Genomic DNA, 26,066 nt, shown 5'->3' on the forward strand with positions numbered 1-26,066 from the left:
CAAGGTTGTGCCCGCGCCATCAGACAGCGCAGGCCACGCAGACGCCGAGCCATTGCTGGAGCTTCAACAGCACCGCGTCCCACAGGCGACTGAACCAACCCGCCTGTTCAACCGTTTCCATCACCACCAGTGGCTTTTGCGCAATCGTCAGCGCATCCAGCTGAAAGTTGACGACGCCCACCACCTGGCCCTTGCGTAGCGGTGCCCGCAAGTAAGGTTCGTTGAGGATGGCACTGATCTTCACCGCGTCCGCCTTGCCATAGGGGACCGTGATCGCGGGACGCTCGCCGGCGTTGAGCCGCACAGTTCGCGCGGCGCCAAACCAGGCGCGCTTTTCGATGAAGGCCTCATGGGCCTTGATGGGCATGGCGGTCTCGAACGCGCGCAGGCCCCATTTCAGCAACTTCTCGGTTTCCTGGAACCTGGCGTGGTCGGAATCAGCGCCCATCACCACGGCGATCAAGCGCCGATTGCCCGAGACCGCGGACGCCACCAAGCTGAACCCTCCCTCCTGCGAGTTGCCGGTTTTCAAACCATCCACCTCCAGGCTGGTGCTCCACAGCAGGCGGTTGCGGTTGTACTGATGCACGCCGTTGAAAGTGAACGCCCGCTCTTTGAAAAGCGCGTATTCCTCCGGCAGGTCATGGATCAGCGCACGGCTGAGCACCGCCATGTCGCGCGCACTGCTGACCTGGCCGGCCGCCGCCAGGCCATGCACGGTCTTGAACGTGGTATTGCTCAGCCCTAGCACCTGGGCGGTCTCGTTCATCAACGTGACGAAGCCGTCCTGGCTCCCGGCGAGGTAGTTGGCCAGTGCGATACAGGCGTCGTTGCCGGAGGCGACGACCATGCCTTTGTTCAGCTCGGCGACCGATACCTGGTCACCCCGTTTGAGGAACATCAGCGAAGACCCTTGCAACACCGGATTCCCCGCGGCCCAGGCCTCAGTGCCTACATGCACCTTGTCAGCAGCTAACAGCGCCCCCGACTTCAGCGCCTGGCCCAGCAGATAACTGGTCATGATCTTGACCAGGCTGGCTGGCTCCACCGGCCTGTCGGCATTGCCCTCGGTCAGTACCGCGCCGCTGTCGGCGTCCATCAATATCCACGCCTGGGCAGCGATACCCGGTGCTCCCGCCCACTCATCGGCACGGGCGCCCGCGACGCCGATAAACACTTGCAACAGCAACAACCAATAAACCTGCCTGATCTTTTTCATCGCTTTTAAATCGCACCACATCAACAACTTGCAATAACACCCGGCCAGCAACTTTATGCAAAGTTCAGCGCCCGCCAGCAACATTGAAAACATGGTGAAGAGGCGTAGACTATAAATCAACGCGCTATAAAGGATATCTGTTATGAATTCAGTTGATATCGAAAGAATCGACCTCAACTTGTTGCGGGTATTCGTCGCCCTGATCGAAGAAGGCGGCGCCAGCCGCGCGGCGATTCGCCTCGGCGTCACCCAGCCCGCCGTCAGTGCGGCTCTGGGGCGATTGCGCGAGTTGTACGCCGACCCCCTGTTCGAGCGCACCGGCAGAGGCTTGCGGCCCACCATGCGCGCCAACGAACTGGCTCCGCTGATCAGCGAGGCGCTCAACCGCTGTCGCCAGGCCCTGGCGTTGTCGGCAGGGGGCAAGGAGGTCAATGGCCGCACGTTGACCATCGGCCTGTCGGACGACAGCGAGATCGCCCTGGGGCAACAGCTGCTGCAACGTGTCGAGCGACAGCTGCCGGGCTTGCGGATCATTTTCCGGCAGACCCACAGCGGCCTGGTCCAGGACATGCTCATGCGCCATCAGATCGACATTGCTGTCAGCGCCGGCGGCCTGTCCTCCCCGCTGATCGCCCGCCAGCGCCTGGGCAAGGGCAACTACCTGGGCATTGCCGACGCCAACAACCCCGTGCCGACCAGCGCGCAGGACTATGCCCAGCGCCCGCACTTGCTGGTATCGTCCGCCGGCTACGTCGGCATTGTCGACGAAGGGCTCAATGCCGCAGGCTACAAGCGTCGTATCAGGGCCTCCACCTCACACTTCGCGGCAGTCCCGTTCCTGCTCGTCGACACCGATTTGATCACCACGGTCCCCACCCATGCCGCACTGGCGTTGGAACGGATCAGCCGCATCCGGAGCTTTGCCTGCCCCGTGCCCATGCCGTCCTACGAGCTGGAGATCGGCATGCGCGTGGGCAGCAAGCACGACACGGCGCTGCTGCAGGTCAGGGAGCTGATCATCGAACTGGTGGCGGGATCGTTTCGCCTCGGCTGATCGTTCCCGCCGCGCAGGCTACGCTGGAAGTAAAGCCATCCGGCAGGCCTCGCCCAACCGCGCAGGAACCTGCCGGGCTGGCTGCGCGTCTATCGCCAGGTCAGTCCTCGCAAGGATTCGCCCATGCCATCACGCCTGACCCACGCCCTGCTGCTGATCCTCGGCATCACCCTGGCCCTGGCCGCCTGCAGCCGCATCGACCTGGCCTACCGCAACCTCGACCGCCTGGTACCCTGGTCGCTGGGCGACTACCTGGACATGAACCGCGAGCAGAAGCGCCTGCTCGACGAACAGCTCAAGGCGCACCTGGCCTGGCACTGCAAGACCCAGTTGCCGGGCTACCTCGACTGGCTCGACCGGGTGCGGCTGATGGTGGCCAGCGACTCGGTCACCGACGATGCCCTGCGCCAGCGCACGACCGAGGCACGCCAGGCCATCGGTCGGGTCGCCGAGCAGATCACCCCGTCTGCCACCGAGCTGCTGCGCGGCATGAGCGACGAGCAGGTGAGCGAGATGCGCCGGGCGTTCCGCGAGGACATCGAGCAACGGCAAAAGGCCTATGTCGACACGCCCCTGCCCGAGCAGGTCGAGAATCGCGCCAAGCGCATGCAGAAACGCCTCGAGCCGTGGCTGGGCGAGCTGAATGCCGAACAGCGCCTGCGGGTGATGAGCTGGTCACAGGCGCTGGGCGACCAGAACCGCCAATGGATCGCCAACAGGGCCCATTGGCAGCAGCAACTGGTGCTGGTGATGGACCAGCGCGCCACGCCCAGCTTCGAGCCCCGGCTGGCGCAGTTGCTGCAACGCAAGGAAAGCCTGTGGACGCCCGAATATCGCCTGGCGTTCCAGAACACCGAGCGCCAGGCGCGCAGCCTGCTGGTGGATCTGCTCAAGCAGAGCAGCCCGGCGCAGCGGCAGTTCCTGCAACAGCGGCTGGGCAAGGTGCGGGCGGACTTCAGCGAGCTCAAGTGCCTGAAGGGGTGAGTGGCGACTATCGGCCTTGCCTTGCGCTGGATGGCGCCGGCTGCGCCGGTATCGCGGGGCAAGCCCGCCCCCACGCGCCCTCGCTCACCGGGGCCAGCTGCGCCTGATCAACGGCCTTTGCGCCGATACGGGAACACATCGATCACCTTCCCCGCGCGAATCGCCTCCTGCAGCCCCTTCCAGTAATCGGCATCGTACAGCTCGCCATGCAGCCGGCTGAATAGCCGGCGCTGGCCGCTGTCGGCGAACAGGAACGGCGGGAACTCCTCGGGGAACACGTCATGTGGGCCGATCGAATACCACGGCTCGCCGGACATCTCGTCCTCCGGATAGCGCGGCGGCGGGATATGCCGGAAATTGACCTCGGTGAGGAAGCTGATCTCGTCATAGTCGTAGAACACCACGCGGCCATGGCGGGTGACACCGAAGTTCTTCAACAGCATGTCGCCGGGGAAGATATTCGCCGCCGCCAATTGCTTGATCGCCAGCCCATAGTCTTCCAACGCTTCCAGCACCTGGGCCTCGCTGGCCTGCTCCAGGTACAGGTTGAGCGGGGTCATGCGCCGTTCGGTCCAGCAGTGGCGGATCAGCACGCTGTCGCCTTCAAGGGCCACAGTGGACGGCGCGACCTCCAGCAATTCGGCCAGGCAATCGGGGTCGAACTTGCCGCGCGGAAAGCGAAAGTCGGCGAACTCCTGGGTATCGGCCATGCGCCCGACACGGTCGACGCTTTTCACCAGGCGGTACTTCTCGATCACCGTGGCGCGGTCGACGGTCTTCGACGGCGAGAACCGGTCCTTGATGATCTTGAACACCGTGTTGAAGCCCGGCAGGGTGAATACGCTCATGACCATGCCGCGCACGCCCGGGGCCATGACGAAGCGGTCGTCGCTGCTGGCCAGGTGGTTGATCAGCGCCCGGTAGAACTCCGACTTGCCATGCTTGTAGAAACCGATGGAGGTATACAGCTCGGCAATGTGCTTGCCCGGCAGCATGCGCTTGAGAAAGTTGACGAACTCGGCCGGTACTGGCACATCGACCATGAAGTAGGAACGAGTGAAGGAGAAGATGATCGACACCTGCGCTTCGTCGGTGATCAAGGTATCGGCCTCGATGCCGTGGCCTTCACGGTGCAGTAGCGGGATCACCAGCGGCCATTGCTCGTCGGGGGTGTACAGGCGGCCGACCAGGTAGGCGCCCTTGTTGCGGTACAGCACCGACGTGAACAGCTCTACCCTCAGCGCCGGGTCCTTGCAGACCCAGTCGGGCAGACAGTCGCGCAGTTGCTCCTCGAGCCGCGCCAGGTCGCCCTGCAGGTCCGCGTAGGCCACGCTGAACGCATAATCGGCGAAGATCGCCCGCAACAGCCCCTGCAGCCCGCCACCGAGGGCGTAGGTGCGGGTCTGCGCCGCGCGCTCGTGGCCGCGCATGGAGGGGCGGGTGGTGTGGATGAACATGCAGCCATCGCTGATCAGGTCGTGGCTGAACAGGCTGCAGAACAGCGAGTTGTACCAGGTTTCCGACAGTTCATCGTCCAGGCGCGGGTCGATCAGGCGAATGTAGGCGCTCTTGACCAGCGGCCATTGCTCGACATCCAGCAGCACCTGCGCCTCGAAGTGCTGGCGCAGCCGGTCGCGCGCCTCGGCGACCTGCTCCTCGTAGAGGTTGATGCGCGCCGCCGCCGCCTGCTGGATGTCCTGCCAGCGCGCCTGTTCGAAACGTTCGCGGGCGCCCAGGGTGATACGGCGAAAATGCTCGCGGTAATCGTCGAAGCCATCGAGGATCATCCGGGCGATATCCGTGGCGGGCCAGGGTGGGGTCATGCGCGTGCCTCTGTGCATTGGTCACCGCAACAGCTTAGCCGGCCCAGGAACAATCGTTCGTGGGTAATCTTGCGCACAGCCCGTCACACAGCAAGAAAGCACAAGAATCGCCCGGTTCCCTGACGTACACTCGCGCCCCAGCCCCCCGCCGGAGACCACCCGTGAGCCCCATCGCCCTCGCCCGCCTGCTGACCCTTGCCGCTGTCTGGGGCGCCAGCTTCCTGTTCATGCGCATCATCGCCCCCGAGCTGGGCACGGTGCCGACCGCGTTCTTTCGCGTGTCGATCGCCTGCCTGGGGCTGATCGCCATCCTTGCCGCCGCCCGCGTGCGCTGGGACTTCGACGGCAAGCTGGGGGCCTGCCTGGTGCTGGGCATGATCAACTCGGGGATCCCAGCCACCTTCTACTCGGTGGCGGCGCAGGTGCTGCCGGCCGGCTACTCGGCGATCTTCAACGCCACCACGCCGCTGATGGGGGTCTTGATCGGTGCCTTGTGCTTCCGCGAGGCGATGACCCTGCCCAAGCTCTGCGGGATCTTCCTCGGGCTGTTCGGCGTCGGCATCCTCAGCGGCGCCGGGCCGGTGGCGCTGGACATGGCCCTGGTGCAAGGCGCCCTGGCATGCCTGGCGGCCACCACCTGCTATGGCTTCGCCGGTTTCCTGGCGCGGCGCTGGGTCGCTACCCTGGACAGCCGCCTGTCGGCGCTGGGCAGCATGCTGGGGGCCACGCTGCTGCTCAGCCCATTGTTCGCCTGGAGCGCCTTGAGCCAACCGCCGGCCAGCTGGGGTGGCTGGCAGGTATGGCTGTCGCTGCTCGGGCTCGGGCTGCTGTGCACGGCATTCGCCTACATCCTGTACTTCCGCCTGCTCAACGAGATCGGGCCGGTCAAGGCCAGCACCGTGACCTTCCTGATTCCGGTGTTTGGCGTGCTGTGGGGGGCGTGGCTGCTGGATGAGCCACTGTCGATGGCCCACCTGTATGGCGGGGTGTTGATCGGCGCGGCGCTATGGCTGGTGCTACGCCCGGCACGGTCGTGACGTGGGCGCGGGCTTGCCCCGCGCCCACCGATTCATCTCAAGCCTCAGCCGTGCGCAACGCCGGCTTGCGGAACACGAACAGCAACCCGACCACGATCAACCCCATCCCCAGCAGGCTGAGCGGTGCCAGGCGGTTGCCGAAGATGATGAAATCCATCACCGCGGTCACCGCCGGCACCAGGTAGAACAGGCTGGTGACATTGACCAGGTTGCCCCGGGCGATCAACCGGTACAGCAGCAACGTGGCCAGCAGCGAGACCACCAGCCCCATCCACAGCAGGGCGCCGACAAAGCTGGCGTTCCACTGGACATGCAGCGGCTGGAACGGCGCGAACAGCGCGCACAGGGCAAAACCTGCGATGTACTGCAGCGGCAAGGTGCCCATGGGGTTGTCGGTGATGCGCTTTTGCAGGATCGAACCGCAGGTCATGCTGGCCAGCGCCAGCAGGGCGAACAGCATCCCGGCCAGGGACAACCCGCCCAGGTTGATGCCCTGATAGACCACCATCACCAGGCCGCCCAACCCAAGCCCCAGGCCGAACAGCCGGCTCCACGAGCGTTGGCGCTCCATCAGCGCCACGGTGAGGATGGGTTGCACGCCCATGACCGTGGCCATGACCCCTGGCGTGACATGGGTGCTGAGCGCCAGCAGGTAGAAGATCTGGTAGGCGCCGAGCAGCACGCACCCGGTCCCCAGGGCGCGCAGGATGCCGGCGCGGCTGCGCGGCCAGCGCAGCCCCAGCAAGGGGCCGATCAACAGCAGGCCGGCCAGGGCCAGGGCCGAGCGCAGCAGCAGGAAGGCGAAGGGGCTGGCCTGGGCCAGGCCGAGCTTGGAGACGATCGCCCCGCTGCTCCACAGCAGGACGAACAGGCTGGTGGTGGCCGCCGAGGCCACGGATGCTTTGGAAAAGACTGACATGTGTTGCCACCTGTATGGGCAAGTAAAGCCGTACGGGCGGATCTATCGCCTGATGCAGGGATAGCCGACCGTGTTCAGTGAGTTGCGCGTGCGGTGGGGAGGCGGCCAGCGGCCGATCAGCCCAGCACCACGACTGCGCGAGGAGGCGGAGCTACGCCGCCTACCACGCCACTGACAGGTGGTGGATAGTGACTGATCATGGCCGGCTGCTGGCTGCCACGCACGACAACGCCCGCGACAGGCGCGAGAACGTCAGCAGTGGTGGAGGGGATGCCAGGCATGAACAGGTCTTCTGGAAGGAAAGTGCTTGGGAATATAGCGGGGGAATCCTCGTGGGGCAAGCCCACTCCCACCGGGGAGCGGGTTTGCCCCACGAGGACGACTCAGAACAACCAGCGATACAGGGCGTAGGCCACCACCACCGCCAGCACTGGCCGCAGGATGCGGTAGGCCTTGGGGTTGGCGCGCTTGAACCGCTTGACCCGGGTACTGATGACATTGCTGAAGCGCTTGCTCCAGGCATAGGCTTGGTTGATCCCGCCGACGCGCTCGTCATCGGTGTTCTGCGGCGCGGTGGCACGGCCGAGGAAGGCGCTGACCTTACGGTTGATGCGGGTCATCAGCGGGCTGTTGAGCGGGCGTTCGACGTCGCAGAACAGGATCACCCGGGTAACCTCGGTTTCGTTCTTGACCCAGTGCACGAAGGTCTCGTCGAACATCACGTCCTCGCCGTCACGCCAGGCGTACGGCTGGCCGTCGACGTAGATGCGGCAGTTGTCCGAGTTCGGCGTCGACAGCCCCAGGTGGTAGCGCAGGGAGCCGGCGAACGGGTCGCGGTGCGGGTTGAGATGGCTGCCGCCGGGCAGCAAGGCGAACATCGCGCCCTTGACGTTGGGGATGGCGCTGACCAGCTCGACGGTCTTGGGGCAGAGCATCTCGGCCGACGGCAGCGGCTTGTCGTACCACTTCAGGTAGAAGCGCTTCCAGCCCTTCTTGAAGAACGAGCCGAAGCCGGCGTCGTTGTCTTTTTCCGCCGCGCGGATGTAGCCCTCGTCGAACAGGCGCATGGCCTCTTCGCGAATCACTTGCCAGTTGTCCTTGAGCACATCCAGTTCAGGGAAGCGCTGGCGATCCAGGTAGGGCTTGGAGGGCACGCCGGAGAACAGGTACATCAGGCTGTTGTAGGGGGCGAACAGCGCCGAATGGTTGACGAACTGGCGCAGTACCGGCAGGCGTGCCTTGCCGCGCAGGTGCACGAACAGCACGCTGCCGAAGAACACCAGCAGGACACCCGCCTTGGCGACGAAGGAAAAGGTCATGCAACACTCCTTGGAGGGGAAATCAGGCCATCCCCAGATAGCCGGACATCATAAACCCATCAGGAGCAGCTGCAAGCCAGAAGCTGCAACCGGCAAGCTCAAGCTGATCCGCGTCAATACGGCCGCGCCTTCAACTTGCCGCTTGCAGCTTGTCGCTTACTGCTGATTCTCCTGCTCGCTGAACATATCGCTGAACAGCATGCTCGACAGGTAGCGCTCGCCCGAGTCCGGCAGGATCACCACGATGGTCTTGCCCTGCATCTCCGGCTTCTCGGCCAGGCGCACCGCCGCCGCCATCGCCGCGCCGCAGGAAATACCACAGAGGATGCCCTCCTCCTGCATCAGGCGGATGGCCATGGCCTTGGACTCTTCATCGGTCACCGTCTCGACCTGGTCGACCATGGCCAGATCGAGGTTCTTCGGCACGAAACCAGCACCGATGCCCTGGATCTTGTGCGGGCTGGGCTTGAGCTCCTCGCCGGCCAGGGTCTGGCTGATCAGCGGCGAGCTGACCGGCTCGACCGCCACCGACAGGATCGACTTGCCCTGGGTGTGCTTGATGTAGCGCGACACACCGGTGATGGTGCCGCCGGTACCGACGCCGGCCACCAGCACATCCACCGCGCCGTCGGTGTCGTTCCAGATCTCCGGGCCGGTGGTCTTCTCGTGGATGGCCGGGTTGGCCGGGTTGTCGAACTGGCCCGGCAGGAAGTACTGCGCAGGATTGGAGGCGACGATTTCGTTGGCCTTCTCGATCGCGCCCTTCATGCCCTTGGCCGGTTCCGTGAGCACCAGCTCCGCGCCCAGGGCCTTGAGCACCTTGCGTCGCTCCAGGCTCATGGACGCCGGCATGGTCAGGATCAGCTTGTAGCCGCGGGCGGCGGCGACGAAGGCCAGGCCAATGCCGGTGTTGCCCGAGGTCGGTTCGACGATGGTCATGCCCGGCTTGAGCTTGCCGCTGCCTTCGGCGTCCCAGACCATGTTCGCGCCAATCCGGCATTTCACCGAGTAACCCGGGTTGCGCCCCTCGATCTTGGCCAGGATGGTCACCCCACGCGGGGCAATGCGGTTGATCTGCACCAGCGGCGTGTTGCCGATGGAATGGGCGTTGTCTGCGTAGATACGGCTCATGGCAGGGGTCCTTGAACATGAAGGTGCAGGGAAAACCATGAGGGTAAGCCCGTAGCAGAGGGGCGTAAAGCCCGTTCGAACTCGGCCGGGCGTGCGGCGGTCAACCGCACAAGCCCCCCTGCGGAGAAACCCGATGAAAGCGCGTTATCGCTGGCCGCTGGGCGGCCTGGCCGGCCTGCTGGTGCTGCTGGTGCTGCTGGTGGCCCTGCACCTGGCCCTGCCCTACCTGGTCCGTGACTACCTCAACGACAAGCTGGCCGACATGGGCGACTACCGCGGCCAGGTCCGCGACGTGGACCTGGCCTGGTGGCGCGGCGCCTACCAGATCAACGGCCTGAAAATCGTCAAGGTCAACGCCAAGGTGCCGGTGCCGCTGCTCGACGCGCCGCTGATCGACCTGTCGGTGAGCTGGCATGCGCTGTGGTACGACCGCGCGGTGGTCGCCGCAGTGACCTTCGTGCGTCCACAACTGAACTTCGTCGACGGCGGCAACAAGCAGAACTCGCAGACCGGCCAGGGCACCGACTGGCGCCAGCAACTGGAGAAGCTGCTGCCCATTACCCTCAACGACGTGCGCATCGAGCAAGGCACCCTGACCTTTCGTAATTTCAACTCCAAGCCACCGGTCGACCTCAAGGCCACGCACCTGGAAGCCAGCATCCGCAACCTGACCAACGTGCGCGACGAACAGGGCCGGCGCGATGCCCGCTTCGACGGCACCGCGTTGCTGCTGGGCAACGCCAAGGTAGAGAGCCGCGCCACCTTCGACCCCTTCAGTGACTTCGACGACTTCGAATTCCGTCTGCGCGCCACCGGCATCGAGCTGCGTCGGCTCAACGATTTCGCCAGCGCCTACGGCAAGTTCGACTTCAATGCCGGGCATGGCGACCTGGTGATAGAGGCCGAGGCCGAGAACGGCCGGCTCAAGGGCTATATCAAGCCACTGCTGCGCGATGTCGACGTGTTCAATTGGCAACAGGATGTGCAAGACCAGGACAAGGGCTTCTTGCGCTCGATCTGGGAGGCCGTGGTGGGCGCCAGCGAAACCGTCCTGAAAAACCAGCCAAAGAACCAGTTCGCCACCCGCGTGGCGCTCAGCGGCAGCGTGCACCAGCAAGACATCAGCGCGTTTTCGGCGTTCCTGCAAATCCTGCGCAATGGCTTCATCCAGGCCTTCAACGCACGCTACGAACAGCCACCGCCCAATGCCGACTGAGCCCTGGGTGACGGACCATTCAGGGACTGAATACCCGGTCTGCGTTTTCACGCGTCGGTCGTGGCGTTATAGTCGCTGGCACATCAATAAACAGGTATTGCCTGGGCCGGCCCTATCGCCGGCAAGCCGGCTCCTACAGGGAGCGGGTCTGCCCGCAATGACGCCAGCCAGCTACCCCAGAGGATCGGTTCATGAAGTTCGAAGGCACCCGCGACTACGTCGCCACAGACGACCTGAAGCTGGCGGTCAACGCGGCCATCACCCTGGAGCGTCCGCTGCTGGTCAAAGGCGAACCGGGCACCGGCAAGACCATGCTCGCCGAGCAACTGGCCGCCTCCTTCGGCGCGCGCCTGATCACCTGGCACATCAAGTCCACCACCAAGGCCCACCAGGGCCTGTACGAGTACGACGCGGTCAGCCGCCTGCGCGACTCGCAGCTGGGCGTGGACAAGGTCCACGACGTGCGCAACTACCTGAAGAAAGGCAAGCTGTGGGAGGCCTTCGAGGCCGACGAGCGGGTGATCCTGCTGATCGACGAGATCGACAAGGCCGACATCGAGTTCCCCAACGACCTGCTGCAGGAACTCGACAAGATGGAGTTCTACGTCTACGAGATCGACGAGACCATCAAGGCCAAGCAGCGACCGATCATCATCATCACCTCCAACAACGAAAAAGAGCTGCCCGACGCCTTCCTGCGCCGCTGCTTCTTCCACTACATCGCCTTCCCCGACCGCGGCACCTTGCAGCAGATCGTCGACGTGCACTACCCGAACATCAGCCAGTCGCTGGTCAGCGAGGCGCTTGACGTGTTCTTCGACGTGCGCAAGGTGCCGGGCCTGAAGAAAAAACCCTCCACCTCCGAGCTGGTCGACTGGCTCAAGCTGCTGATGGCCGACAACATCGGCGAGGCGGTGCTGCGCGAGCGCGACCCGACCAAGGCCATCCCGCCTCTGGCCGGCGCCCTGGTAAAGAACGAGCAGGACGTGCAACTGCTCGAGCGCCTGGCCTTCATGAGCCGGCGCGGCAACCGCTGACAGGAGCCGGGGCATGCTGCTCAACCTGTTCAATGAAATGCGCGCGGCCAAGGTGCCGGTGTCGGTACGCGAGCTGCTCGACCTGCACCATGCCCTGCAAAAGGGCGTGGTGTTCGCCGACATGGACGCCTTCTACTACCTGGCCCGCGCCATCCTGGTGAAGGACGAACGGCACTTCGACAAGTTCGACCGGGCGTTCGCCGCCTACTTCAAGGGCCTGGAAAACCTCGACCGGCATCTCGAGGCGTTGATCCCTGACGAATGGCTGCGCAAGGAGTTCGAACGCTCGCTGACCGACGAGGAGCGCGCGCAGATCCAGTCCCTGGGCGGGCTGGACAAGCTGATCGAGGAATTCAAGAAGCGCCTCGAAGAGCAGAAGGAGCGCCACGCCGGCGGCAACAAGTGGATCGGCACCGGCGGCACCAGCCCGTTCGGCTCGGGTGGTTTCAACCCCGAGGGCATTCGCGTCGGCGAGGCCGGCAAGCGCCAGGGCAAGGCGGTAAAGGTGTGGGACCAGCGCGAGTACAAGAACCTCGACGATCAGGTCGAGTTGGGCACGCGCAACATCAAGCTGGCCCTGCGCCGGCTGCGCAAGTTCGCCCGCGAAGGCGCCGCCGAAGAGCTGGACATCGACGGCACCATCGACCACACCGCCCGTGACGCCGGCCTGCTGAACATCCAGATGCGCCCCGAGCGGCGCAACACGGTGAAGCTGCTGTTGCTGTTCGACATCGGCGGCTCGATGGACGCCCACGTCAAGGTCTGCGAGGAGCTGTTCTCGGCCTGCAAGACCGAGTTCAAGCACCTGGAGTACTACTACTTCCACAACTTCGTCTACGAGTCGGTGTGGAAGAACAACCTGCGCCGCACCTCGGAGCGCTTCTCCACCTTCGACCTGCTGCACAAGTACGGCGACGACTACAAGGTGGTGTTCGTCGGCGACGCGGCCATGGCGCCCTACGAGATCACCCAGCCGGGCGGCAGCGTCGAGCACTGGAACGAAGAAGCCGGGTACGTGTGGATGCAGCGCTTCATGGAGAAGTTCAGGAAGATCATCTGGATCAATCCCTACCCCAAGCAGGCCTGGGACTACACCGCCTCGACCCACCTGGTGCGGGACCTGATCGAGGACAAGATGTACCCGCTGACCTTGCAAGGGTTGGAGGATGGGATGCGTTACCTGTCCAAGTAGCTAATGCCCTGGGGCCGCTCTGCGGCCCTTTCGCGCTCCTACAGGAAATCGCGTTCTCTCTGTAGGAGCGGCCTTGTGTCGCGAAAGGGCTGCAGAGCAGCCCCAAAATTCTCAAAGCCAACGCCGACCAAAGGCCTGCTGCTCCCGCCAGGCCTCATCCTGCACCACCGCCCTGAACCTTACCGTGGCTCCCGGCATGCACTGTGCCAATTGAGCCAGCGCCAACGGTGTCAGCGCCCCCAACCGTGGATAACCGCCAATGGTCTGCCGGTCATTGAGCAGGACGATCGGCTGCCCGTCCGGCGGCACCTGAACAGCGCCGAGCGGGATCCCTTCTGAGATCATCGGTGCGCCCTGATAGACCAGTTGCGGCCCGAGCAGGCGAATACCCATGCGGTCGGCACGGCTATCCAGCGTCCAGTCACGGTTAAACGCCTCGAACAGGCTGGTGCCACTGAAATCGCCGATCTGCGCCCCCATCACCAGGTCCAGCACAGGTTTGTCCGCATACACCGGCCGCAACGCTTCAGGCACGTGGGAGCGGCGGTTCGGCGCCCCGACTTGCCCCACGATGGCTTCAGCAGCATGCAGCAGTTCCCCTTTCATCAACGCCCGGCCCTGGCCGTCAACCCCGCCCAGCGCTTCCCGAACCACCGTGGCACAACTCCCCAGTACCGACTTGCCCACGAACCCGCCCGGCACCGCCAGGTAAGCACGTACCCCCTGGCGAGGCTGACGTAGCGTCAGCTGCTGGCCCTTGCCGAGGTTGAAGCGGGTCCAGGACGCCACGGCCTGCCCGTCGAGCTGCGCATCCAGGTCGGCCCCGGCCAGCGCCATCACGCAGTCCTGCTCGGCAACCACGCTGAAGCCGCCGAGGGCAATCTCCACCACGGCGCTGTCCAGGGCATTGCCCAGCAGCCAGTTGGCCCAGCGCATGGCCACCCAGTCCAGTGCGCCGCCCTGGGTCACCCCCAGATGCCGCACGCCGAAGCGCCCACCATCCTGCAATTGGCACAGCGCGGTGCTGGCCTCGATCCTCAACTGGCTCATGCCTGGGCCTCCAGCGGGCTGTCATCACCGCCCAGGTTGATGAACTCGGCATGCCCGACCGCCACGAAACGCACCCGGTCACCGGGCTGCAGAAGACTGTGGCCGCGCTCGAACAGGCGCAGCGGGGTACGGCCAATCAGGTTCCAGCCCCCGGGCGAAACAGCCGGGTACGCTGCGGTCTGGCGTTCGGCAATGCCGACACTGCCCGCCGCCACGCGCTTGCGCGGGGTGCTCAGGCGTGGCGTGGCCAGGCGTTCGTCGACCAAGCCCATGAAGCCGAAGCCGGGCGCGAAGCCCAGGGCGAACACCGGGTAGTCACGGCTACCGTGCAGGGCAATCACCTCGTCCTCGCTCAGCCCGCTGCGCGCCGCCAGCAGCGGCAACTCGGGCCCGACGCTGGGGTGGTACCACACCGGTATCTGGTGCCGGCGCCCGCCACTGCCGGCATCCGGCTGCAGCCCTTGCAGCGCATGCTGGATGCGCTGGCGCGCCTCGCCCGGTGCCAGGTCGAACTGCACCAGCAGCGTGGTATAGGACGGCACCAGGTCGATCAACTGTTGGCCGAAAGCCTCGCGCAAGCGTTGGCTGGCGGCAAGGATCCACGGCATGTTGGCTTCATCGATGGCATCGAACAGCCGCACCATCAGGCTGTCGATGGCCACCACTTCGATACGTGGGGTCATGCTTGCTCCAGCGCGTCCAGGGCCTGGCGGATCTGCCGCACGGCCGCCACCGAGCCGTCGTTGTCGCCATGCACGCACAAGGTGCTGGCATGCAGCTGTACTTCACTGCCATCGTCGGCCAGCAGCACCTCGCCCCTGGCCAGGCGCAGGGCTTGCTCGACCACCAGCGCCGGGTCGTGATGCACGGCATTGGCCAGGCGCCGCGACATCAGGTGGCCGCTGGCGGTATAGCCGCGGTCGGCGAAGGCCTCGAACCACAGCGGCACACCGACCGCGTCGCCCAGGGCCTGGGCGGCGCGGTCGTCGGCGGTGGCCATGAGCATCAGCGGCAGGCCGCTGTCGAACGCCGCCACCGCCTCGAGCACGGTACGCAGGATGTCCGGGTTGGCCATCATGTCGTTGTACAGCGCACCATGTGGCTTGACGTAGGCGACCCGACCACCCAGCACCTTGCAGATGCCGTCCAGGGCGCCGATCTGGTAGTGCAGCAGGTCGCGAATCTCCTCGCTGCTGCACGCCATGGACCGACGGCCGAAACCAGCCAGGTCCGGGTAGGCCGGGTGCGCGCCGATCGCCACCCGGTGCTCCAGCGCCAGGGCCACGGTACGGCGCATGGTGCCGGGGTCACCGGCGTGGTAGCCGCAGGCGATGTTGGCGCAATCGATGAAGGGCATGACCTTGGCATCCTGGCCCATGCGCCAGTTACCGAAGCTCTCGCCCATGTCGCAGTTGAGCAGCAGGCGTTTCACTTCGCGCACTCCTGTTTCGATGTTCATCCAGCCTACCTTAGCGCGCCTGGAGTTGTTTGCCGCGGGTTTCCGGCAGGCTCAACGCCGCCAGGATCACCACGCCGTAGGACACCGCGGCGAAGGCGCCAATACCCAGGCCCAACGGGATCTTTTCACCCAGCAGGCCGATCAGCAGCGGGAACAGCGCCGCGATGACCTTGCCGATGTTGTAGCAGAAACCCTGCCCCGAGCCGCGCACGCGGGTGGGGAACAGTTCGGTGAGGAACGCGCCCATGCCGCTGAAGATGCCCGAGGCGAAGAAGCCCAGCGGGAAGCCCAGCCACAGCATCACCTGGTCGCTGACCGGCAGTTGGGTGTAGAGCAGCACGATGACGAACGAGCCCACGGCGAACAGGATGAAGTTCTTCTTGCGCCCCAGCAGGTCGCACAGGTACGCGCTGACCACATAGCCGATGTAGGAGCCGACGATGACCATGGCCAGGTAGCCGCCGGTGCCGAGCACGCTCAGGCCGCGCTCGTTCTTGAGGAAGGTCGGCAACCACGAGGTGATGGCGTAGTAGCCGCCCAGCGCACCGGTGGTCAGCAGCGAGGCGCGGATGGTGGTCCAGAGCATGCCGGGGGCGAAGATCTCGTAGAAGTGCGAAGGGGCCTCGGCCTTTTCCACGGCCTTGGCCTGGCGGTAGATTTCCGGGTCCTTGACCAGGCGCCGGACGAAGATCACGAACAGTGCCGGCAACAGCCCCAGCAGGAACAGCGCGCGCCAGGCCTGCTCGGCCGGCAACCAGGTGAACAGCAGCGCGTAGAGGATCGCGGTCAGGCCCCAGCCTATCGCCCAGCCCGACTGCACCATGCCCACCGCCTTGCCACGGTCCTGGGCGCGGATCACCTCGCCGATCAACACCGCGCCGGCGGTCCACTCGCCACCGAAGCCAAAGCCCATCAGGGTACGGGCGATCAGCAATTGCTCGTAGTTCTGGGCGAAGCCGCACAGGAAGGTGAAGAAGGCGAACCACAGCACCGTCAGCTGCAAGGTGCGCACCCGGCCGATGCGGTCGGAGAGAATCCCGGCGATCCAGCCGCCCAGGGCCGAGGCGATCAGGGTGCTGGTGTGGATCAGCCCGGCCTCGGCGGTGGTGATGCCCCACAGCATGATCAGGGTGGGGATGACGAAACTCAGCATCTGCGTGTCCATGCCGTCCAGGCCATAGCCGATCTTGCAGCTCCAGAAGGTGCGGCGTTGCTGGGAGTCGATGTCGCGGTACCAGGCGAAGGGGCCGCTCGAAGATCGGGCGGGGGCCTGCTGCTGCACGCCGGTCGGGTTCATGATTGCCTCGGCTTGTTGGTATTGTTCTACGGGCGACGTCGAGGTCGCGGCCTGGACGCCATGTTCGAAGGCCGGTGCCCCGGCCGTCCAACGAGAAAAACCGTCGGTCTGGAACAAGAAAAACTGATCATGAACCTCCGTTTCCTCGAAACCTTCGTCTGGGTCGCCCGGCTCAAGAGCTTCCGCCTCACCGCCGAGAAGCTGTTCACCACCCAGGCCTCGGTGTCCAGCCGCATCGCCGCGCTGGAGGCCGACCTGGGAGTCAAGCTGCTGCTGCGCGACTCGCGTGGGGTCAGCCTGACCCCCGAGGGCGGCAAGGTGCTGGAGTACGCCGAGCGCATGCTCGACACGGCCAAGGCCATGAAGCAGTCGCTGGACAGCGACCGGGCCAAGACCGGGCGCATCCGCCTGGGGGTCATGGACACGGTGATCCACACCTGGATGAGCGCGCTGGTGGCGGAACTGGGCGAGCGTTACCCGCAGGTGGAGATCGAGCTGGTGGCCGACACCGCGCTGAACCTGCGCGAACAGCTGCAAAAGGGCTTTCTCGACGTGATCCTGCAGACCGACCTGCTGCGCGAGGCATCGATCCGCAGCCAGGACCTGGCCCGCTACCCCATGGGCTGGCTGGTCGCCGCCGGCTCGCCGCAGCACCGCGCCTACGCCGACCTGGCGCAGCTGGCCCGCGAGCGGATCATCACCTTCTCGAAGAACTCACGGCCGCACCAGGAAGTGCTCAGCCTGCTGCAGGGCGCCGGGGCCGAGGCGCCGCGGCTGAACTGCGTGAACTCGGTGGCGGCCATCACCCGTCTGCTGCGCGACGGCTTCGGCATCGGCGCCTTGCCACCGGCGCTGGTGGATGGCGAATTGAGCCGAGGTGAACTGGTGCTGCTCACCGGCTTGCAACCGCCGCCGAGCCTGGAGCTGGTAGTGGCCTGGCAAACCGGTGTGGCGCTGGTGGACGAGGTGGTGGGGGTTTGCCGGCAGGTGCTGGAGCGCTATGCGCGGGATGTGGGCGGGCAGCGGATCGTGCTGGTCTGAAAGGCCCTTTCGCCGGCAAGGCCGGCTCCTACAGGTTGGGCGCGGCCCCTGTAGGCCAGCCTTGCTGGCGAACCTAGTGTGGTGTTTCACAAATAACGACCCTAATTCGCGCGTGCTTTTTGCGCTCATGCCGCGTTGTCGCTCCTCGCCGTAGCTGGGCTACGACTCGTCGCGACGCCTTGCTTGAGCACAAAAATCACGCGCGAATCATGGGTCGTATTTGCAAAACACCACACTAGCGCCAGCTCTCTTTCACCGCCTTGCGCCGCCCACCGAGGATCACCCAGCCCAGCACCAGCAACAGGCTCTCGACCACGAACGCCAGCACGAACCCGCTACCGATCCCCCAGCCGATCGCCTCGGGCACCAACAGGATCTGATAGCTGTAGCCCTTGAGCGTCTCCTCGCGCAGCGCCGGCTCCGGCTGCACCAGCACATGCCAGGTGCGGCTCACCCACGAGCCTTGCAGGGCCTGCCATTCATGCTCCAGCGCCTGGTTGCGGATCAACAGGCTGTCGATGCTGTTGGCATCGCTGTTGAACACCGGGTCATCACTGCCACGGTAATGCCGCACCAACGCCTGCAAGTCGCCATTGAAGAAGCGCTGCGCGGTCTGGCGGAAGCCGTCGAGGGCCTGGCGCGACTCGAGCAGGTGCGCCTCGACGCGCTGGCTGTAGTCCTTGACCAGGCCAGGCACCTGGATACCGGCCAGCAGGCCGAAGGTGAACAAAAGCAGGCGCAGGTAACTTCTGAACATGCCGGGTCCTTAGCTCTGCCCGTGGGCAACGCACTCGCCGTGGCGCCACAGGGCCCATTGACCCGGGCCATAGCGGTTCCAGGTCTCGTTCTCGGTCAGGGCCTCGGTGGCGATCACCGTGACCACGTCGTTGGGGGTGGTTTGCGTGTGGAAGTCGACGATCAGGTCGACGTCCTTCAAGCGCGCCGCGCCAAACGGCGCGCGGCGGGTAATGTGTACCAGCTTGGTCGAGCAGAAGCAGAACAGCCAGTCGCCATCGCTGAGCAGGCAGTTGAACACGCCCTTGCCGCGGTACTCGGCGCAGGCCTCGACCAGCACCGGCAACAGTTGCTCGACCGCCACCGGCTCGGGGAAGGCTTCGCGCACGCGGTTGAGCAAATCGCAGAACGCCGCCTCGCTGTCGGTGTCGCCCACCGGCCGGTAGAACGTGCGCAAACCACTGAAGTCACCCAGCTGGCCGTTGTGCGCGAAACACCAGTTGCGCCCCCACAGCTCGCGCACGAACGGGTGGGTGTTGGACAGGCAGACCTTGCCGACGTTGGCCTGGCGAATATGGCCGATGACCACTTCGCTCTTGATCGGGTAGCGCTGCACCAGGTTGGCCACTTCCGACTCGCTGCTCGCCGCCGGGTCCTGGAACAGGCGCAGGCCACGGCCTTCGTAGAAGCCGATGCCCCAGCCGTCGCGGTGCGGGCCGGTACGCCCGCCGCGCTGCATCAGGCCGGTGAAGCTGAAGACGATATCGGTGGGGACATTGGCGCTCATGCCCAGCAGTTCGCACATGCTCGCGGCTCCTGGCTTACAGACGTGGCTCGACCCGGCCCTGGCCGGGGCCGGCGCGACGCACCGGGGCGGCCGGCGGCTCGTCGCGGTAGCGGTCCTGGCGGTTGGCGACCACCGGCGTCTCGACCATGGCCTGGTCATCGTCCTGCTTCTGCCGCTGGGCGGCGGCCTCGCGCTGGGCGCGGCGCTCGCGGGCACGCTTTTCCAGCGGCCAGCGGATCAGGACGAAGACGATGTACAGGGCAAAGGCGAGCATGCCGTACATGGCCAGGTCCGAGGCGGCGCGCCAGGCGTTGTTGCCGACCTTGAAGGCGACGTCCAGCGCGGTGATGGCGATGGCCGGGGCGAAGCTCTCCTTGACCGGGTCGACGATGGTCGGGGCAAACAGCAGCACGGCGATGATCACCCGCAGCGGCTCGCGCAGCCAGCGCCACATCCAGCCGGTCAGCTTGAAGCCCACCAGCAGGCAGCCCAGGGCGGCAACGGCGTACAGGCCCCAGGCCAGCGTATAGTCGTGTTCGGTCATGGTGTTCGTGCAAGCCAGGCGAAGAGACGCCTATGATAAACACTTTTCCCGGCGCAGGCTGCCCCCGCACCGCAAGGGACCTGCAGCGACTCCTCGCGAGGGGTCCACAATCGACGAGATCACCCATGCCCCTACCCCTTCCCGCCCCGATCGCCCATCAAGCCGAAGGCCACGACCCCTACGCCTGGCTGCAGCAGCGCGACACCCCCGAGGTCCTGGCCTACCTGGAAGCGGAAAACGCCTACCAGCAAGCCGTCCTCGCCGACCAGGCCCCGCTGCGTGAACAGCTGTTCGAAGAAATCAAAGGCCGCATCCTCGAGACCGACCTGTCGCTGCCCTCGCCCTGGGGCCCATACCTCTACTACACCCGCACCACCGCGGGCGACGAATACCCGCGCCATTATCGCTGCCCGCGCCCGGCCGACGACAGCAACACCGTCGATGCAAGCCACGAGGAGCTGCTGCTCGATCCCAACGCCCTGGCCAATGGCGGCTTTCTTTCCCTCGGCGCCTTCAGCGTCAGCCCTGACCACCGCCTGCTGGCCTACAGCCTGGACACCAGCGGCGACGAGATCTACACCCTGTACGTCAAGGACCTGGCCAGCGGCGCGCTGACCACCCTGCCCTTCGACGACTGCGATGGCAGCATGACCTGGGCCAATGACAGCCAGACGCTGTTCTTCGCCGAACTTGACGACACGCATCGCCCCTGGCGCCTGCGTCGCCACACCCTGGGCGAGGCTGGCGCCGCCACGGTGTTCGAGGAAGCGGACGGACGCTTCTTCCTGCACTGCTACCGCGCCAGCTCCGAGCGCCAGCTGGTGCTGCTGCTCAACAGCAAGACCACCAGCGAGGCCTGGGTGCTCGACGCCACCACGCCACAGGCTGACTTCACCTGCCTGGCGCCGCGGGTCGAAGGCCACGAATACTTCCCCGACCACGGCCAGTTCGACGGCCAGTGGCGCTGGTTCGTGCGCAGCAACCAGGCCGGCATCAACTTCGCCCTGTACCACGCGCCGGCCGACAGCGTGCCGACCCGCGAGCAGTGGCAGGTGCTGGTACCGCACCGCGACGACGTCATGCTCGAAGGGCTCAGCCTCAATGCCACGGCGCTGTCGCTGAGCCTGCGCGAAGGCGGCCTGCCGATCATCGAGGTGCACCCACAGGGCTTGCCGGCCTACCGCGTCGAGCTGCCGGACGCGGCCTACAGCCTCTACGTGCAGGACAGCCTGGAGTTCGCCAGCACGCGCATCCGCCTGCGCTACGAGGCGCTCAACCGCCCGGCCCAGGTGCGCCAGCTGGAACTGGCCACGGGTGAGCAGCAGGTACTCAAGCAGACCCCGGTACTGGGTGCGTTCGACGCCGACGACTACATCAGCCAGCGCCTGTGGGCGGTGGCCAAGGACGGCACCCGGGTGCCGATCAGCCTGGTGCGCCGCCGCGCCGACGAGGGCCAGTGCGTACCGTTGTACCTCTACGGCTACGGCGCCTACGGCGAAAGCCTCGACCCGTGGTTTTCCCATGCCCGCCTGAGCCTGCTGGAGCGCGGCGTGGCCTTCGCCATCGCCCATGTGCGCGGCGGCGGCGAACTGGGCGAGGCCTGGTACCGGGCCGGCAAGCAGGCACACAAGCACAACAGTTTCGACGACTTCATCGCCTGTGCCGAGCACCTGATCGCCGCGGGCGTGACCACCCGCGAGCGCCTGGCCATCAGCGGCGGCAGTGCCGGCGGCCTGTTGATGGGCGCGGTGCTCAACCTGCGCCCGGAGCTGTTCCGTTGCGCCATCGCCGAAGTGCCGTTCGTCGATGTGCTCAACACCATGCTCGACCCCGAGCTGCCGCTGACCGTCACCGAGTACGACGAATGGGGCAACCCCGAGGAGCCAGAGGTGTACGCGCGGATCAAGGCCTACGCCCCCTATGAGAACGTCAAGGCCCAGGCCTACCCGGCCATGCTGGTGATCGCCGGCTACAACGACAGCCGCGTGCAGTACTGGGAAGCGGCCAAGTGGGTGGCACGCCTGCGCACGCGCAAGACCGACGACAACCTGCTGCTGCTCAAGACCGAGATGGGTGCCGGCCACGGGGGCATGAGCGGGCGCTACCAGGGGCTGCGCGACGTGGCGCTGGAGTATGCGTTCGTCTTCAATGAGCTGGGCGTGGCGTAAAACGCGATTTTCGTTGTCATAGGGTGCGCAACGGCGAGGGCTTTGCCCTCGTTTCGCGACACAAGGCCGCTCCCACAGATTCCGCGCTATGCCTGTGGGAGCGGCCTCGTGTCGCGAAACGGCTGCGCAGCAGCCCCGACAATTCCAGGACAGCACCCGGTGAGAACAACAACACATGCCCGACACCCAGCACCTGAACGCCGAAATCCGCGACATGCTCATGGACTGCGGCCTGTTCGACACCCTGCAGCCCGGTGACTTTCTCGCCGCCGCTGGCTACTTCAGCCTCACCGCCGTCGCCCAGGGCCAGACCCTGTTCAGCGAAGGCGACGCCGGCACCTTCATGTGCATCCTCCACCGCGGCGTGGTTTCGGTGCGCAAGACCGACGCCAGCGGCGCCCTGATGGAGATCGCCACCCTGCGCAAGGGCCGCGCCTTCGGCGAGATGGCAGTGCTCGATGGCGAACGCCGCTCGGCCACCTGCGTGGCCGCCAGCGACTGCCAACTGCTGACCCTAGGCAAGGACTCGCTGGAAAGGATGCTCAACGAAGCGCCACGGATTGCCGCGCGCATCATCCGCGCCCTGGCCGTGGCGCTGTCCAAGCGCCTGCGCATGCAGGACGGCCAGCGCCTGTCGCAGCAGGTTTAGGCTCTGTACGACGAGCCTTGATACTCGTTCATGCTGCGTTGAAAACCGCCTCGCAATGCTCATGTACGCCAGTACACTGCGCTTGCTCGGCTGTTTTCGCCTGCCTGACCTTCGTCTCAAGACTTTTCATTCAGAGCCTAGTCGGCCTTGGGCGCAGGCTTCGGCGGCGTCGACTGCAACCCCGGCAACGGCTGGTCCTTGGGCGGCCCTGGCACCGGCATCGCTGGCAGCAGCGGAGCACCGGGCCGGTTGGCGCCGGCCTTGGGCGGCGTGCTCGGGGTGATCTGCGGGTAGGGTGTCGGCGTCGGCGTCCCCGGTGCCCCCGGGACGGTCGTGAGCGGCCGCTGCTGACCTGCAGCATCGGCCAACGGCACTGCGCCAAGCAACAGTGCGGCGAGGATCGCATGCAACATCTGCAGCCTCCTGTCAGAAACCTTCCTACAGGCTATGCCCAATGGCGCATTTTTGCCTGTCCGCCCGCCCGACTGGCGCGCTAGACTCAAGAACATAACCGTCATTGCCCTGATTAGAAAAAAGGTAACACCATGAGTTCCACCTCCGACGCCACCGCCCGCCTCGACCGTATCCTCGCCGACGCCAAGCGCGACAAGGAAATGGGCTACCGCGACAAGGCGCTGAAAATGTACCCCCACGTCTGTGGCCGCTGCACCCGTGAGTTCTCCGGCAAGCGCCTGTCGGAACTGACCGTGCACCACCGTGACCACAACCACGACAACAACCCACAGGATGGCTCCAACTGGGAGCTGCTGTGCTTGTACTGCCACGACAACGAGCACGCCCGCTACACCGACCAGCAATATTTCAGCGAAGGCTCGCTGAGCACGCCGAAGGTTGCCGTGGCCACCCACAACCCGTTCGCCGGCCTGGCCGCGCTGATGAAGAAGGACTGACCGTCGATTGCCGCCCCCGGCGTGTCGGCAAGCCCGTATAATCGCGCTTTTTTTGCGAAGGGCCCCGACACGTGGCGAACAAACGGTACAGCTGCATCGGCCTGTTCAACCCCAAATCGGCCGAGAACGTCGGCTCGGTGATGCGCGCGGCAGGCTGTTATGGCGTCAACTCGGTGTTCTACACCGGCAAGCGCTATGAGCGCGCCCGCGATTTCGTCACCGACACCAAGCGGGTGCACTACGACATCCCGCTGATCGGCATCGACGACCTGCAACGCATCATCCCGTTGGGCTGCACGCCGGTGGCGGTGGAGCTGGTGGACGGTGCGCGGCCGTTGCCCGAGTACACCCACCCGGACCGGGCGATCTATATCTTCGGGCCTGAGGATGGCTCGTTGAGCGAGGACGTGCGTGGTTGGTGCGAAGAGACCATCTACATCCCGACCCAGGGTTGCATGAACCTTGCGGCGACGGTCAACGTGGTGCTGTATGACCGCATGGCCAAGGGCCTCAATACCCGCTCGGGGCCGAAGTTCAAGTAGGCCGGTCAGGCCCTTTCGCCGGCAAGGCCGGCTCCTACAGCTGTGTCCTCCTGCACCCGCTGGAACTGCCCGGTTGCCGATGCCGATTAAGAGGCTAACGCCAAACCCAGCGAGCGACAGCTGCGTCAGTGCAGGCGCCGCGCGTAACTTCGCGACTTCAGGAGGCCGGAGCGGCAAGCATTGATCGCGCGCTTAGAAGCAAAATCAAAAGCAGAGCAACAGCAACTTATATGTTCATGAGACTCGGAGTTGGCCGGGGTGCCGCCCAGGCAATAAAAGTGAACGCTCGTATGCCCGCCAGCGTCTGCTGAACATCACCGACCTGAGGAGGCCCCGGCAATGCACGATTTCCACGCCACAACGGATGCACCGCACCCCAATGTCCATGGCCTGGAGCGCATCAGTTCTCTGGCTGGGGGCGCGTTGATGATCACCAAGGGCCTACGCCATGGCGGCCTGCTGGGCATGCTGCAGGTCGCCGTGGGTGGCCTGGCCCTGGCCAGGGGCCTGAGCGGGCATTGCTCGACCAAGGCCTGGTGGCAACGCCATCGCGCCGAGTACCTGCGCCTGCACCGCGACATCGAACGCGGGGCAGCGCAGCTCAAGGCCCTGCAGGCCAGCGCCGAAGCGGCGACCGGTACCGCGACAGTGACTGGCGGATGAATGCATCCCAGGCACAAGGGCGCCACCGTGTGGGCGCGGGCTTGCCCCGTGAACAAAGACCCGCGCCTAGCGCAACACCTTGCCCTGCAACACCTCGGACTGGCGCCCAAGCACGTTCTCGCTGATCTGCACGAACTCCGCGGTGCTGACGCTGGACAGGCGCATCAACGCCCGCGCGACATCGTCCAGCGAGCGCTTGTCGTGGTTGTGCAGGCGGATCTCACGGTCCAGCGCCTGCAGTAGCAACACGCCACGGGCCACCTGCGCGGGGCTGGCCTTGGCGCCCTTGAGGTGGTTCACCTTGTCGCCCAGCTTGTGCAAACGCGCTTGCGACGCCTCATAGCGGTCATCGCTCATGCCCCCGGCACGGCGCAGCAACTCGGTGGCGTAATAGTCGGCCAGGCTCTCGCCGAGCCAGTCGCTGCCGTCGCGGTCGTTGATCTGGGCGAACAACTGCACCAGCTCGCGCAGCAGCGGGCTGCTGCCGTTCTCGCTGACCAGCGGCCGGCCACTGTGCAGGTACAGCGAGTTGTTGCCCGGCAGCACGCCACGCCACATCTCGTCTCGGGCACCGACCAGCAGCAGCTTGGACGGATTGCGCGGGAATACCGCCTGCACCTGCGGCCAGACGAAAGTCAGCAAGGTCAGCGTGTCCATGCGCCGCATGCCCTGCCCTTGCGGCGCGGCGACGGTCACCTCGGTATCGCCCAGGCGCGCGCGGCGGCTGCCGAGGTTGCCGGCCAGCATCCAGCCGGTGGGGCGGTCGAACAGACGCGAGACATCATCGATGCGAAACTTTTGCCGGCCAATGCGCGGCCAGGCAGTCTCGACGCTCTTCCAGCCCGCCGGCAGGTCGAAGGCCAGGCGCGACACCAGCTCGGTGCCGTCCTGCTGGTCAAGGCGCGCCGGCGGTACCAGCTGGTCGCCACGAAACAGTGCCCAGTGCGCGGTGATCCGCGCCTCGTGGGCACCGCCTTTGGGTTGCTGGTCGAGCAGTACCCGGTAGCTGAGGCTGGTCTTGCCCGGTGCCGGACGCCAGACGCCGCGCCCGTTGTGCACCTGCCACTGGCCATCGGCGAGGAAGTCGCTGTAGGCATTGGTCTTGCCCAGGTCGAAGTCCAGGCTGCGCACCGCGCTGCCCTCGGCCAGGGTCAGGCGCACCTCGGCCTGGCCGCTCTGCGGCAGCAGGCGCACCTGGTAATCGAGGTCGACCTTCTTCGCCAGCGCCTGCGTACTGAGCAGCAGGCCAAGCACCATCAACAGCGGGCGACGCATAGCGAAACTCCTTG

The 26,066-nt window shown here is 65.6% G+C and carries 26 protein-coding genes; 12 read left to right on the top strand and 14 right to left on the bottom strand.

Translation table 11 applies throughout. The annotated features are described in order from the left end of the window. Positions 1-19: 19 nt before the first annotated feature. Positions 20-1,312 (bottom strand): serine hydrolase, encoded by a 1,293-nt coding sequence (locus KSS95_RS20785; RefSeq protein WP_217849240.1) that lies wholly within the window; start codon positions 1,310-1,312, stop codon positions 20-22. Positions 1,313-1,361: 49 nt separating this feature from the next. Between KSS95_RS20785 and KSS95_RS20790 the strand changes: the two genes are divergently transcribed. Beyond that, the gene (locus KSS95_RS20790) at positions 1,362-2,273 is read left to right on the top strand and encodes a LysR family transcriptional regulator (RefSeq protein WP_217849242.1); all 912 of its coding nucleotides are present in this window, start codon (positions 1,362-1,364) and stop codon (positions 2,271-2,273) included. A gap of 123 nt (positions 2,274-2,396) precedes the next feature. Beyond that, positions 2,397-3,257: a DUF6279 family lipoprotein gene (locus tag KSS95_RS20795; protein ID WP_217849243.1), complete on the top strand. Its 861-nt coding sequence runs from the start codon at positions 2,397-2,399 to the stop codon at positions 3,255-3,257. A gap of 107 nt (positions 3,258-3,364) precedes the next feature. Here the strand turns inward: KSS95_RS20795 and aceK are convergent, their stop codons facing one another. Beyond that, a complete protein-coding gene (gene aceK / locus KSS95_RS20800; protein WP_217849245.1) occupies positions 3,365-5,080 on the bottom strand; it encodes a bifunctional isocitrate dehydrogenase kinase/phosphatase in 1,716 nt (571 codons plus the stop codon). A gap of 161 nt (positions 5,081-5,241) precedes the next feature. On the opposite strand from aceK, the gene KSS95_RS20805 reads away from it, so the two are divergent. Then, entirely contained in the window at positions 5,242-6,117 is an 876-nt protein-coding gene (locus KSS95_RS20805) for a DMT family transporter (RefSeq protein WP_217849247.1), read from the top strand. A 37-nt stretch (positions 6,118-6,154) separates the two neighbouring features. On the opposite strand, the gene KSS95_RS20810 is transcribed toward KSS95_RS20805, so the two are convergent. The 3 genes from KSS95_RS20810 to cysK all read right to left on the bottom strand — a co-directional run bounded on the left by KSS95_RS20810 (position 6,155) and on the right by cysK (position 9,486). Beyond that, positions 6,155-7,036 carry a DMT family transporter gene (locus KSS95_RS20810; protein WP_217849248.1) on the bottom strand — a complete coding sequence of 294 codons (882 nt, stop codon included), beginning with the start codon at positions 7,034-7,036 and terminating at the stop codon, positions 6,155-6,157. 383 nt (positions 7,037-7,419) lie between these two features. After that, a complete protein-coding gene (locus KSS95_RS20815; protein ID WP_217849250.1) occupies positions 7,420-8,355 on the bottom strand; it encodes an aspartyl/asparaginyl beta-hydroxylase domain-containing protein in 936 nt (311 codons plus the stop codon). 156 nt (positions 8,356-8,511) lie between these two features. Beyond that, on the bottom strand, positions 8,512-9,486 hold the full coding sequence (gene cysK / locus KSS95_RS20820; protein ID WP_217849252.1) for a cysteine synthase A: 975 nt from the start codon (positions 9,484-9,486) through the stop codon (positions 8,512-8,514). 133 nt (positions 9,487-9,619) lie between these two features. Here cysK and KSS95_RS20825 point away from each other — a divergent pair, with 133 nt between their 5' ends. From KSS95_RS20825 to KSS95_RS20835, 3 genes are all read left to right on the top strand, one after another. Next, a complete protein-coding gene (locus KSS95_RS20825; RefSeq protein WP_217849254.1) occupies positions 9,620-10,702 on the top strand; it encodes a DUF748 domain-containing protein in 1,083 nt (360 codons plus the stop codon). A 191-nt stretch (positions 10,703-10,893) separates the two neighbouring features. After that, the gene (locus KSS95_RS20830; protein WP_152953989.1) at positions 10,894-11,739 is read left to right on the top strand and encodes an AAA family ATPase; all 846 of its coding nucleotides are present in this window, start codon (positions 10,894-10,896) and stop codon (positions 11,737-11,739) included. A 13-nt stretch (positions 11,740-11,752) separates the two neighbouring features. Continuing rightward, positions 11,753-12,931 (top strand): vWA domain-containing protein, encoded by a 1,179-nt coding sequence (locus KSS95_RS20835; RefSeq protein ID WP_217849255.1) that lies wholly within the window; start codon positions 11,753-11,755, stop codon positions 12,929-12,931. A 111-nt stretch (positions 12,932-13,042) separates the two neighbouring features. Here KSS95_RS20835 and KSS95_RS20840 read toward each other — a convergent pair whose 3' ends face one another. The 4 genes from KSS95_RS20840 to KSS95_RS20855 are packed head-to-tail and all read right to left on the bottom strand — an operon-like array spanning position 13,043 to position 16,737. Then, positions 13,043-13,981 (bottom strand): 5-oxoprolinase subunit C family protein, encoded by a 939-nt coding sequence (locus KSS95_RS20840; protein WP_217849257.1) that lies wholly within the window; start codon positions 13,979-13,981, stop codon positions 13,043-13,045. After that, positions 13,978-14,664 carry a 5-oxoprolinase subunit PxpB gene (pxpB, locus tag KSS95_RS20845; protein ID WP_217849259.1) on the bottom strand — a complete coding sequence of 229 codons (687 nt, stop codon included), beginning with the start codon at positions 14,662-14,664 and terminating at the stop codon, positions 13,978-13,980. Before pxpB ends, KSS95_RS20840 begins: the two co-directional genes overlap by 4 nt. Further along, positions 14,661-15,440 carry a 5-oxoprolinase subunit PxpA gene (locus KSS95_RS20850; RefSeq protein WP_217849261.1) on the bottom strand — a complete coding sequence of 260 codons (780 nt, stop codon included), beginning with the start codon at positions 15,438-15,440 and terminating at the stop codon, positions 14,661-14,663. Before KSS95_RS20850 ends, pxpB begins: the two co-directional genes overlap by 4 nt. Positions 15,441-15,450: 10 nt before the next feature. After that, a complete protein-coding gene (locus KSS95_RS20855; protein WP_217849264.1) occupies positions 15,451-16,737 on the bottom strand; it encodes an MFS transporter in 1,287 nt (428 codons plus the stop codon). Between the two features lie 129 nt (positions 16,738-16,866). Here KSS95_RS20855 and KSS95_RS20860 point away from each other — a divergent pair, with 129 nt between their 5' ends. Then, on the top strand, positions 16,867-17,778 hold the full coding sequence (locus KSS95_RS20860; protein ID WP_217849266.1) for a LysR family transcriptional regulator: 912 nt from the start codon (positions 16,867-16,869) through the stop codon (positions 17,776-17,778). A gap of 235 nt (positions 17,779-18,013) precedes the next feature. On the opposite strand, the gene KSS95_RS20865 is transcribed toward KSS95_RS20860, so the two are convergent. From KSS95_RS20865 to KSS95_RS20875, 3 genes are read right to left on the bottom strand one after another with little or no spacing between them, the layout of a single operon-like run. Continuing rightward, on the bottom strand, positions 18,014-18,535 hold the full coding sequence (locus KSS95_RS20865; protein WP_217849268.1) for a DUF2937 family protein: 522 nt from the start codon (positions 18,533-18,535) through the stop codon (positions 18,014-18,016). 9 nt (positions 18,536-18,544) lie between these two features. Then, entirely contained in the window at positions 18,545-19,318 is a 774-nt protein-coding gene (locus tag KSS95_RS20870) for a class II glutamine amidotransferase (protein WP_217849270.1), read from the bottom strand. 16 nt (positions 19,319-19,334) lie between these two features. Continuing rightward, positions 19,335-19,844 (bottom strand): MFS transporter, encoded by a 510-nt coding sequence (locus KSS95_RS20875; protein ID WP_217849271.1) that lies wholly within the window; start codon positions 19,842-19,844, stop codon positions 19,335-19,337. Positions 19,845-19,969: 125 nt separating this feature from the next. Here KSS95_RS20875 and KSS95_RS20880 point away from each other — a divergent pair, with 125 nt between their 5' ends. Then, a complete protein-coding gene (locus KSS95_RS20880) occupies positions 19,970-22,012 on the top strand; it encodes a S9 family peptidase (RefSeq protein WP_217849273.1) in 2,043 nt (680 codons plus the stop codon). 175 nt (positions 22,013-22,187) lie between these two features. Beyond that, positions 22,188-22,661, top strand: a complete 474-nt coding sequence (locus tag KSS95_RS20885; protein ID WP_217849275.1) for a cyclic nucleotide-binding domain-containing protein — start codon at positions 22,188-22,190, stop codon at positions 22,659-22,661. Between the two features lie 137 nt (positions 22,662-22,798). Here KSS95_RS20885 and KSS95_RS20890 read toward each other — a convergent pair whose 3' ends face one another. Beyond that, positions 22,799-23,074, bottom strand: a complete 276-nt coding sequence (locus KSS95_RS20890; protein ID WP_217849277.1) for a hypothetical protein — start codon at positions 23,072-23,074, stop codon at positions 22,799-22,801. Between the two features lie 132 nt (positions 23,075-23,206). Between KSS95_RS20890 and KSS95_RS20895 the strand changes: the two genes are divergently transcribed. The 3 genes from KSS95_RS20895 (at position 23,207) to KSS95_RS20905 (ending at position 24,777) form a co-directional block, all read left to right on the top strand. Next, positions 23,207-23,572: a YajD family HNH nuclease gene (locus KSS95_RS20895; protein ID WP_023632486.1), complete on the top strand. Its 366-nt coding sequence runs from the start codon at positions 23,207-23,209 to the stop codon at positions 23,570-23,572. Positions 23,573-23,643: 71 nt separating this feature from the next. Next, positions 23,644-24,114 (top strand): RNA methyltransferase, encoded by a 471-nt coding sequence (locus KSS95_RS20900; RefSeq protein WP_046856681.1) that lies wholly within the window; start codon positions 23,644-23,646, stop codon positions 24,112-24,114. Positions 24,115-24,453: 339 nt separating this feature from the next. Next, positions 24,454-24,777: a YgaP-like transmembrane domain gene (locus KSS95_RS20905; protein WP_217849280.1), complete on the top strand. Its 324-nt coding sequence runs from the start codon at positions 24,454-24,456 to the stop codon at positions 24,775-24,777. A 66-nt stretch (positions 24,778-24,843) separates the two neighbouring features. On the opposite strand, the gene KSS95_RS20910 is transcribed toward KSS95_RS20905, so the two are convergent. Next, positions 24,844-26,052: a hypothetical protein gene (locus KSS95_RS20910; RefSeq protein WP_217849282.1), complete on the bottom strand. Its 1,209-nt coding sequence runs from the start codon at positions 26,050-26,052 to the stop codon at positions 24,844-24,846. Between the last annotated feature and the right edge of the window lie 14 nt (positions 26,053-26,066).

The sequence above is a fragment of the Pseudomonas muyukensis genome (assembly GCF_019139535.1).
GTDB lineage: Bacteria > Pseudomonadota > Gammaproteobacteria > Pseudomonadales > Pseudomonadaceae > Aquipseudomonas > Aquipseudomonas muyukensis.

Coding starts and splice junctions, on each gene's coding strand:
- KSS95_RS20895 (WP_023632486.1), top strand. CDS start 23,207: ATGAGTTCCACCTCCGACGCCACCGCCCGCCTCGACCGTATCCTCGCC.
- KSS95_RS20790 (WP_217849242.1), top strand. CDS start 1,362: ATGAATTCAGTTGATATCGAAAGAATCGACCTCAACTTGTTGCGGGTA.
- KSS95_RS20785 (WP_217849240.1), bottom strand. CDS start 1,312: ATGTTTTCAATGTTGCTGGCGGGCGCTGAACTTTGCATAAAGTTGCTG.
- KSS95_RS20840 (WP_217849257.1), bottom strand. CDS start 13,981: ATGAGCCAGTTGAGGATCGAGGCCAGCACCGCGCTGTGCCAATTGCAG.
- KSS95_RS20880 (WP_217849273.1), top strand. CDS start 19,970: ATGCCCCTACCCCTTCCCGCCCCGATCGCCCATCAAGCCGAAGGCCAC.
- cysK (WP_217849252.1), bottom strand. CDS start 9,486: ATGAGCCGTATCTACGCAGACAACGCCCATTCCATCGGCAACACGCCG.
- KSS95_RS20870 (WP_217849270.1), bottom strand. CDS start 19,318: ATGTGCGAACTGCTGGGCATGAGCGCCAATGTCCCCACCGATATCGTC.
- KSS95_RS20905 (WP_217849280.1), top strand. CDS start 24,454: ATGCACGATTTCCACGCCACAACGGATGCACCGCACCCCAATGTCCAT.
- KSS95_RS20825 (WP_217849254.1), top strand. CDS start 9,620: ATGAAAGCGCGTTATCGCTGGCCGCTGGGCGGCCTGGCCGGCCTGCTG.
- KSS95_RS20810 (WP_217849248.1), bottom strand. CDS start 7,036: ATGTCAGTCTTTTCCAAAGCATCCGTGGCCTCGGCGGCCACCACCAGC.
- KSS95_RS20855 (WP_217849264.1), bottom strand. CDS start 16,737: ATGAACCCGACCGGCGTGCAGCAGCAGGCCCCCGCCCGATCTTCGAGC.
- KSS95_RS20885 (WP_217849275.1), top strand. CDS start 22,188: ATGCCCGACACCCAGCACCTGAACGCCGAAATCCGCGACATGCTCATG.
- KSS95_RS20910 (WP_217849282.1), bottom strand. CDS start 26,052: ATGCGTCGCCCGCTGTTGATGGTGCTTGGCCTGCTGCTCAGTACGCAG.
- aceK (WP_217849245.1), bottom strand. CDS start 5,080: ATGACCCCACCCTGGCCCGCCACGGATATCGCCCGGATGATCCTCGAT.
- KSS95_RS20835 (WP_217849255.1), top strand. CDS start 11,753: ATGCTGCTCAACCTGTTCAATGAAATGCGCGCGGCCAAGGTGCCGGTG.
- KSS95_RS20830 (WP_152953989.1), top strand. CDS start 10,894: ATGAAGTTCGAAGGCACCCGCGACTACGTCGCCACAGACGACCTGAAG.
- KSS95_RS20865 (WP_217849268.1), bottom strand. CDS start 18,535: ATGTTCAGAAGTTACCTGCGCCTGCTTTTGTTCACCTTCGGCCTGCTG.
- KSS95_RS20795 (WP_217849243.1), top strand. CDS start 2,397: ATGCCATCACGCCTGACCCACGCCCTGCTGCTGATCCTCGGCATCACC.
- KSS95_RS20875 (WP_217849271.1), bottom strand. CDS start 19,844: ATGACCGAACACGACTATACGCTGGCCTGGGGCCTGTACGCCGTTGCC.
- KSS95_RS20815 (WP_217849250.1), bottom strand. CDS start 8,355: ATGACCTTTTCCTTCGTCGCCAAGGCGGGTGTCCTGCTGGTGTTCTTC.
- KSS95_RS20890 (WP_217849277.1), bottom strand. CDS start 23,074: ATGTTGCATGCGATCCTCGCCGCACTGTTGCTTGGCGCAGTGCCGTTG.
- KSS95_RS20850 (WP_217849261.1), bottom strand. CDS start 15,440: ATGAACATCGAAACAGGAGTGCGCGAAGTGAAACGCCTGCTGCTCAAC.
- pxpB (WP_217849259.1), bottom strand. CDS start 14,664: ATGACCCCACGTATCGAAGTGGTGGCCATCGACAGCCTGATGGTGCGG.
- KSS95_RS20860 (WP_217849266.1), top strand. CDS start 16,867: ATGAACCTCCGTTTCCTCGAAACCTTCGTCTGGGTCGCCCGGCTCAAG.